Raw genomic sequence first — 7,489 nt, 5'->3', positions numbered from 1 at the left:
GGAGCCGGTTTTGTAAAAGTGCATCACACCCAAAGCACACTGTTTATCATTGGCATCGCCACAATGATCACAGGCATATTAGGTTTTATCTTGAACAGTGCCGTACAAAAAAAGGGACTTAATGATAGTTAGCGGACTATGTCATCTTTCTATCTAACCGGCCAAAACCTTCCATCTTCACAGTGCGTTCAATTTCACTGAGTCTACGTTGGAGACAACGGAGAAGCTCGTTACACCATTCGTACAGATCGGAATTTTCCCGACAAGTAGTCTTGCTTCCTTAAAACCGTTATAGTTACAGCCGCCGTTTACTGGGGTTTCAATTCAATGCTTGCACATCTCCTCTTAACATTCCAGCACTGGGTAAACGTCAAACCCTATACATCGGGATTTGGAATCTCTCCCATGTTCATGACTAAAGTGGTACAAATACCCGTGTGTATCTTACGTTAACTTAACAGATTAATTATCCGTAATTGCCTTTACAAGACACTTTTTATTTGTTACATAATGGGACACTATTCGATAATTGGTTATCAGTTCTTTAAATAAATTATATTCCCACAATCACCATAATAGAATGCGGGGGGAGGGTTGAGTGTGAGTTTACAAAAAGAAATAGATATCAAGAACCGTCTTTCGTTTTCTATTAAGGGGGCAATCGGAAAACTGCTCTCGTTTAATTGCGATGAAGCAACATCTTATGATCGGTATAAGTCCGTTCAACACAAGGTTTTCAGAAAAATGTATCACTGAGCTCATATGTTGGGCTGCAAAGAAATTCAAAGATATTGACGTATTGCTCCCAGATATAGAATCAGCCATGCTTCTTATTAGCTTCTGGAGTGCCTAAGGCTAAAGCAGAGAGGAAAACAAAAAAAGAGCTCAATCGCATAAGAGGCATATTATATAATATTCATGATTCTTATAATTTAGAAAAATCATTTCGCATTCTTGACTTCTCTCAATACAAGCAAAATGAAAATTATAAAAAATTGAAATTAAAGGCTATAGATTTGTGCAAAAAAAATTCAAAATTTCGTGAATTATGCACGAAAATGTCAATCCAAGCAGTTGAACGTCGGGCAAAAAGCGTGGGATTATCAATTGAAGAAACAAAGAATTTAGAAACAACAAATATTTCTCTTGAGTATATTTTGATGAAATCCCTTTCTACGTAAATAGCCCATCTTTACTTAAATAGAGAAAACTCAGTTTTAGCCTACCATCGTGAATGGCCGGTTGGAGAATTGTTGCTCAATTGTGAACAACCTCTCTGTGTTGATAAACAACAAGGTCACGGAATTGTTTCGATATGTACGCAAACTTATGAGAAGAACCAGTTTATGATTGAAGATTCAGGGGAAAATGAATGATGCGCAACGTTATTAAATTCAACGTTATGGACAAAAATTTCCAAAAAAATCCATATAATATATACCAAACTGTAAATTCTTCTAACTCTGTTCTTTGGGATGAAAATCTTAAAGCTTATTTTTTTGGCCACTATGAAGATGTCAGCGCAATTTTGAAGGATACCCGCTTTACAACAGCGCCCTTAGCCGTTCGAGCAGAGCCGGTAATGGGCCGATCGCGTATTGGCACAAATGGAAGGGCATGAGCACCATAGCAAGCGGCACGCCATACTTTCAAAACTTACTGGAAAAATGTTCCGCACGCACTATACTAAAATTATTGAAGAAATAATAGACCAGCTTCTCATGCCGCATCTTGCAAAGGGGAAAATAGATATTATAAATGAATTCGGTAAAGACTATAGTGTGCTTGTTACATTAATGGTCTTAGGCCTACCAATAGATTGCTACAAGGATATATCCATGTGGCATAAGGGAGTTGGATCTTTTGTCACCAGCCTAAACCAATCAGATGAGGAAAAAGAATTCAGCTTATCGTGCAGCAAAGATATCATCTCTTATTTAACACCACTTATAGAAGAATGGGACAAAAACGCATCAGAAGATTTAATCTCTGTTTTATGCCAGAAAACAAATGATGCTAATAGCATGACAACTTCTGAAATAGTTGCTCTCGTCCTTAACATGTTATTGGCCGCCATAGAACTTGCTGATAAAACATTAGCTTATCTTTTTTATCATTTACTCACACACCCAAATGAATTAGAAAAAATCCAAAATGACAGGAGACTTCTTGGCGATGCAATCACAGAAACACTGCGCTTGACTTCTCCCGTTCAGCTTATACCACGCCAGACCAATCAAGCGATAGAGTTCGCAGGAGTCACATTACCAGCCGACTCTCTTGTTTTTTGTATGATTGGAGCAGCTAACCGTGATCCTGATATTTTTGTGAACCCCAATCATTTTATACCAGAACGTAAACGGGGCAGTAAAACTGGGGCGGGTCTCATAAGGACCGCAAACCATTTAGCCTTTGGAGCAGGCGTGCACGTTTGTGTAGGTTCTGCTTTTGCTCTCATGCAGAGTGAATTGACAGTAAACAGACTCCTCGATAAACTCATTAAGATCAACTTAACCGATGGTTTTATTTTGGAGGAAGAGGGATTGTATACAAGGGGACCATCAGCACTTCCAATCATATTCATTCCAATATCAAAGCCGCAGATATCACAAACACGTGTTAATTTTTAAAAGTTTGTGAATGGGGCGGGGACAATATTTTAAAGAATATCAACAGGGGGCATAATAATGCAAAAGAGAGATTCCTACACTCAATCAGAAAAGTATGTCATATATACCGTAATTATTTCCAGCATACTTCCTCTGCTGGACGGGAGCATTGTTAATATCATCCTTCCGGACCTTGCGCATTATTTTTCCGTGGAAGGAAATAATATACAATGGGTTGTAACATCCTATTTTCTCGCCACCGTTCCAGGGCTGCTAATGGCCGCTTTTGTGCAAGGAAGAATAGGTATCAAAAGCACTTGGTTTCTTGCAAGCTTCATTTTTATGCTTGGATCACTGGGGGTAGGATTAAGCTATAGTTTTCCAACTATTATATCTGCCCGTATCGTTCAAGGTTTCGGGACAGGTCTTTTACTGCCCCTTAGCCAAACCATCATTGCATTACAATTTGGACAGACACGAGTGCGCCAAGCCATGGGCACCATAGCCGTACCAACAGTTTTCGCTCCTGCCTTTGGTCCGCTGGTAGGCGCCTCGCTTGCTCAGTATGTGTCTTGGCGTTTGTTATTTTTTATCAATATTCCGCTTATTTTATTGGCACTCACCCTTGGAGCAAAACATTTAAAGAGCAACGAAACAACAAAAACAAAATTTAACTTATTTGCATTTTTAGCGTTTTCCATCTCCCTTCTTTCGTTTTTTTACCTCACAGAAGCCAGAAACATCAATAACCACAACGCCCTCTTTATCCTAGCGCTTATAGCCATGATATCTCTCATATTATTCATTGTTTCTAATCAGAAAGCAAAAAACAAATTAATCGTCTTTAGCGGATTTCAAAATGCGCGCTACACATTACTCATGATCATGGGGCTTGTTGCTTCATTTCTTTTTTATAGCTTCCTCGTTTATTTCCCACTAGCAGTTGCCATGGAACAAGCCCATGAAAATAGCCTTCTCATCATCGGTGCCCTCCTTGCTCTGCAAGGGGTAGGAGCATGGATCGGAAGGAAATTTATTTACCAAAAATGGAAAGAAAAATCTCCCTTTTTCATGATAGGAATTGGTTTAGTGATATCAAGCTTTGGGTTATTATGCTTCGGCTATAATATAAGCATGGATGGACTGGGATTCTTGCTAAGAGGCATAGGACTTGGCATCACCACCATTGTCTGCCTTTCCGCCCCCATCCAATATGTCAACAGTTTATACGTCAAAGATACAGCCGTTATCACACGCATATTACAGCAAATAGGTGGTGCCTTAGGGGGTATATTCGCTGGCTTTTTGATCCATTCGCTGACAGAAGAATCCCTGTCCTTAAACCAAATATATATCGTATTCTTTATATTCTCTATCGCTACATTTTTACTGTTTTGCCTAGCCCTCTTCTTATCGCCTAAAGAGAAGAATTCCGATTTATGATATGCTTTATTTGAACTCCCTATCCATAACATTGGCAATAGCTTATAAAATCATACAGCATTCACCACTTTTCGAGAAACCAACACACTGAGACCTTGACCACAGCCTTCATCATTTTTATGAAAGAACACTAAACCGATAAGCTCCTTAAGCTCTAAAATTGATCACCTCCAGTAACGTACGGTGTTTGTAATTTTATGATACCTCTGTGCTTTTAGATCCCTCTAAAAACCTCTTGAAATATGGGATTTTCTGATCAGACCTTTGCAAAAATCCACGAAATTAAGCACGCATTTCAATGCGGAATAGTCCCATAAATGCGCTAACAGACGCCCTACCGAACCAGCATAGAATATAGAACCCACAATGCCCCCAAATGCTGACCATCTTCTGCCACGCATCGCGATGCAAAAAATCGCACTGTATTGCAAACTTGATAATGTTATTCGCCCCTTTTCAAAGTCATTGAATCACTATGCTTTCATAACAGCAATAGGTCCAAATGAAACTGAAGCGACAAAAACAGCTGGTAAAGCAGCATCTTCTCTCCATTTCATTGTTAACTGTCATAACAAATCTCCCCCACTTTAATAAAAAAGCCCTCTCTCATTGAGAGGGAAATTTTAAAAACATTGAAAATCATAAAGCATGATGACAGACAGCAAACCATCTCTAAAAAGACTGTTTCTTGATTTTCACAGCGTACTCTTAGATTTCTCTAACATTTTCCTGCCTTTAAATTTTCCTTATAAGTTTTACGGACAAAAGAAGCTTTTCAGAACTCTTTTACACATAACTTCATTGCTTCAAGCTCCCTTACAGACACGATAAACGCGTATATTTCCATCTACCAAGTATGCGAGCTTCACAGCGGATATAATGAAAACAGTCTTTTTATAGAAAACAGTAAGCTTTAACGGAATAAACGAGATTTTAAACTAGCCTCCCGCATTACTCATTACTCTATACCGGTTATGCAAATAAAGAGCGCCATCTACTTTTTCTGACAAGCAAAGAACACACACAACATTTAGTAACATGCCATTGTTGAAATTCTTGTCACAAAACCTTCCGTTCAGGGATTATGCGCATTGCCTGCTTCCTTCTCTCCAATAAACAATCTGCCAATAAAGAATGCTATTGTAGTTACGATAATACAAAATTATACTTCTGTTCTCATTCTATATTTTTCGAATTATCACACACTATTCCCCCCTTCACTGCTTCACTGTTATAACAATGAAAGGAGAAAAAGATTAAAACACAATATAGTATTTCTTTTTCACAAATCTTATATAAGCCACAAAATTGTTGCGCGACTTTCTAAGCAAGGTCAGTCAATAAAATCATACTCTAAAAACCACTCAACATACCACTTTTTGATATTATAAAGCCATAAAATGCAATTATCGTCTCCGCAAAAAATATCTCAGAAAAACAAAATCCCTCCTGCAACAATTAGGATACTCTCTCAAATATTACCAAAGTACTATTGGCCAGAGAATTTGGATGCCTTATTTTTTTATACACCATCTGCTCCTCATGAGAAGCTAAATGATAGTAGCTATGTCAAGATTAAGAAACGACTAGATACAATCAATGTGGAATGCAATGAACCGCTTGAAGTCCTTGGTAATTTGCTTGGGGATTTTTTGGACAGCGAGTGTCATAAGTTAGTCAGATCCATATTTCAAGATATATCAGAAGATCAAATGCTACAAGAGCTTAAAGAAGATCAACGTAAAGTTTTAGAAACGTTAAAGAAAGATGGATTGGAATATCAGCGTGGAGGATATATTATCAAGAATGAGATGACCTTCACACAAGAATTGCAAAAAGCTGGTCTCCTCTCGATGGAAGAGCTAAAAAAACTTATTGCAGAGAAAGAACTTTCAGCAGTAGAAATCGAAATAAATAGGGCATTAGAAAATATAGAAAAAGATCCAAGGGAGGCAGTTTTATTTGCAGCAAATCTGTTGGAAGCCTCTTGCAAAGCTTATCTCGACCACCATTCTATCCTATACGAAGAAAATGCCCATAATAAGCTGTACGCTTTATGGAAAGAAGTTGCTAAGAAGGCTAAGATTCATACTGACGATATAAAGCAAAAAAACTTAAAAAATCAAGATCTAGATAAAAATGACTTAAGAATGATCGCAACCGGTCTATCCAGAATCGTGAGTGGTACTATGAATTTAAGAAACAAGAAAAGTGCAGCGCATGGCCGCTCAGAAAAGGATTTTGAACTAATCAATCTCAAGCCTCGCCATGCGCGTTTAACTTTTAATGCCGCCCATTCTCTCTCAATTTATATCTTAGAGCTCATGGATCAGCCATAATAAAAAACATATCACGACTACCAGCATTTTCTCGTGCCATTTTTAATGCCTAAAAAGCATTAAAGGGGGTGGCCGCTGCTTATACCCTACAAAACCAAATATTTCTATAGCATGACAACATGAGTAGTCACACCGCTCTATGGTGTTCCTCTTCCCCACGTTTCTAGGCTCCGCTTCTAAAGTCAGTGGGCAATTTCTGTAAATGCAAAAGCCGCCCTTAAGGATGGCGAATGAGGATGGTGCAAAAGTATTGCCTTGATTATTTTTTTTAAGAACAAACTAGCTAGTGTACTATTTTTGGAAAGTTCTCGTGAAGAAATATTATGATGGAGAAGCTAGTCATTATGATAAAAATACAAGTCTTAACTCCCTAAAGAGAGAAAATCTGAGTTTAGATTTAATCCCTGAAAAGCTTTTATGCGTGTAAATTAGATACCTATACGTTCTTCTCCTACCCTACTTAATTTATAATAAGACAGCTCCTTATAAAAAACAGCACTATTCTTACATACCATAGCCATTTTCTCTGTACAGGCTTTCTGCTATAAACATAACACTTTACCCTCTTAAAACACTGTTTGCAAAAGGTTTGCATCATTACAATGATCATAGGCATAGGCTCGCTACCCCAAAAGCTTGCTAGGTAAAAATCCCCCTTAGTATTTAGTGGTATAGATAGTTTGGAGTTCAAGGAATTGTTTGCAGTTTTTTGTTACAAAAAGTTAGCAGATTGTTTTGAGGATGACGATATACAGGCTACACATAGGACAAAGGGAGAGATGACATAAGAACCAAGAGAATCTGAGTTTAGATCTAATTTCTACAAAGCCTTTATGCGCGTAAATTACATACCTATACGTTCTTCCCCTACCTTACTTAATTTTATAATAAGACAGCTCCTTATAAAAAACGGCACTATTCTTACATACCATAGCCATTTTCTCTTTACAGGCTTTCTGCTATCAACATAATGCTTTACCCTCTTAAAACACTATTTGCAAAAAGTTGGCATCATCACAATGATCATAGGCATAGGCTCGCTACCCCAAAAAGCTTTCTAGGTAAAAATCCCCCTTAGTATTTAGTGATATAGATAGT

6 protein-coding genes, 2 pseudogenes and 1 other annotated feature are annotated in these 7,489 nt (G+C 37.9%); all 8 genes and pseudogenes read left to right on the top strand.

Going from position 1 to position 7,489, the window contains the following annotated elements:
- Positions 1 to 132, top strand: a pseudogene (locus ACFINM_RS09005) (MFS transporter); the annotation flags it as partial.
- Positions 133 to 226: 94 nt separating this feature from the next.
- Positions 227 to 515: a sequence feature (23S ribosomal RNA rRNA prediction is too short), on the bottom strand.
- Positions 516 to 622: 107 nt separating this feature from the next.
- A complete protein-coding gene (locus ACFINM_RS09000) occupies positions 623 to 853 on the top strand; it encodes a tRNA-dependent cyclodipeptide synthase (protein WP_375641145.1) in 231 nt (76 codons plus the stop codon).
- A pseudogene (locus tag ACFINM_RS08995) lies at positions 846 to 1,376 on the top strand (tRNA-dependent cyclodipeptide synthase). Before ACFINM_RS09000 ends, ACFINM_RS08995 begins: the two are co-directional and overlap by 8 nt.
- A complete protein-coding gene (locus tag ACFINM_RS08990; protein ID WP_375641143.1) occupies positions 1,373 to 1,621 on the top strand; it encodes a hypothetical protein in 249 nt (82 codons plus the stop codon). The pseudogene ACFINM_RS08995 and the gene ACFINM_RS08990 overlap by 4 nt, the downstream one beginning before the upstream one ends.
- A gap of 217 nt (positions 1,622 to 1,838) precedes the next feature.
- Positions 1,839 to 2,630 carry a cytochrome P450 gene (locus ACFINM_RS08985; RefSeq protein ID WP_375641141.1) on the top strand — a complete coding sequence of 264 codons (792 nt, stop codon included), beginning with the start codon at positions 1,839 to 1,841 and terminating at the stop codon, positions 2,628 to 2,630.
- 57 nt (positions 2,631 to 2,687) lie between these two features.
- Positions 2,688 to 4,052 (top strand): MFS transporter, encoded by a 1,365-nt coding sequence (locus ACFINM_RS08980; RefSeq protein WP_375641139.1) that lies wholly within the window; start codon positions 2,688 to 2,690, stop codon positions 4,050 to 4,052.
- Positions 4,053 to 4,418: 366 nt separating this feature from the next.
- On the top strand, positions 4,419 to 4,643 hold the full coding sequence (locus tag ACFINM_RS08975) for a hypothetical protein (protein ID WP_375638860.1): 225 nt from the start codon (positions 4,419 to 4,421) through the stop codon (positions 4,641 to 4,643).
- Positions 4,644 to 5,452: 809 nt separating this feature from the next.
- The gene (locus ACFINM_RS08970; protein WP_375641137.1) at positions 5,453 to 6,391 is read left to right on the top strand and encodes an abortive infection family protein; all 939 of its coding nucleotides are present in this window, start codon (positions 5,453 to 5,455) and stop codon (positions 6,389 to 6,391) included.
- The last annotated feature ends 1,098 nt before the right edge of the window (positions 6,392 to 7,489 follow it).

The organism is Bartonella sp. AA168HLJHH, assembly GCF_042197365.1.
Classification (GTDB): domain Bacteria; phylum Pseudomonadota; class Alphaproteobacteria; order Rhizobiales; family Rhizobiaceae; genus Bartonella.
The sequence above is the reverse complement of the archived record's forward strand: the minus strand, read 5'-3'. Positions and strand labels throughout refer to the sequence as shown.

Coding starts and splice junctions, on each gene's coding strand:
- ACFINM_RS08990 (WP_375641143.1), top strand. CDS start 1,373: ATGATGCGCAACGTTATTAAATTCAACGTTATGGACAAAAATTTCCAA.
- ACFINM_RS08975 (WP_375638860.1), top strand. CDS start 4,419: ATGCCCCCAAATGCTGACCATCTTCTGCCACGCATCGCGATGCAAAAA.
- ACFINM_RS08980 (WP_375641139.1), top strand. CDS start 2,688: ATGCAAAAGAGAGATTCCTACACTCAATCAGAAAAGTATGTCATATAT.
- ACFINM_RS08970 (WP_375641137.1), top strand. CDS start 5,453: ATGCAATTATCGTCTCCGCAAAAAATATCTCAGAAAAACAAAATCCCT.
- ACFINM_RS08985 (WP_375641141.1), top strand. CDS start 1,839: ATGTGGCATAAGGGAGTTGGATCTTTTGTCACCAGCCTAAACCAATCA.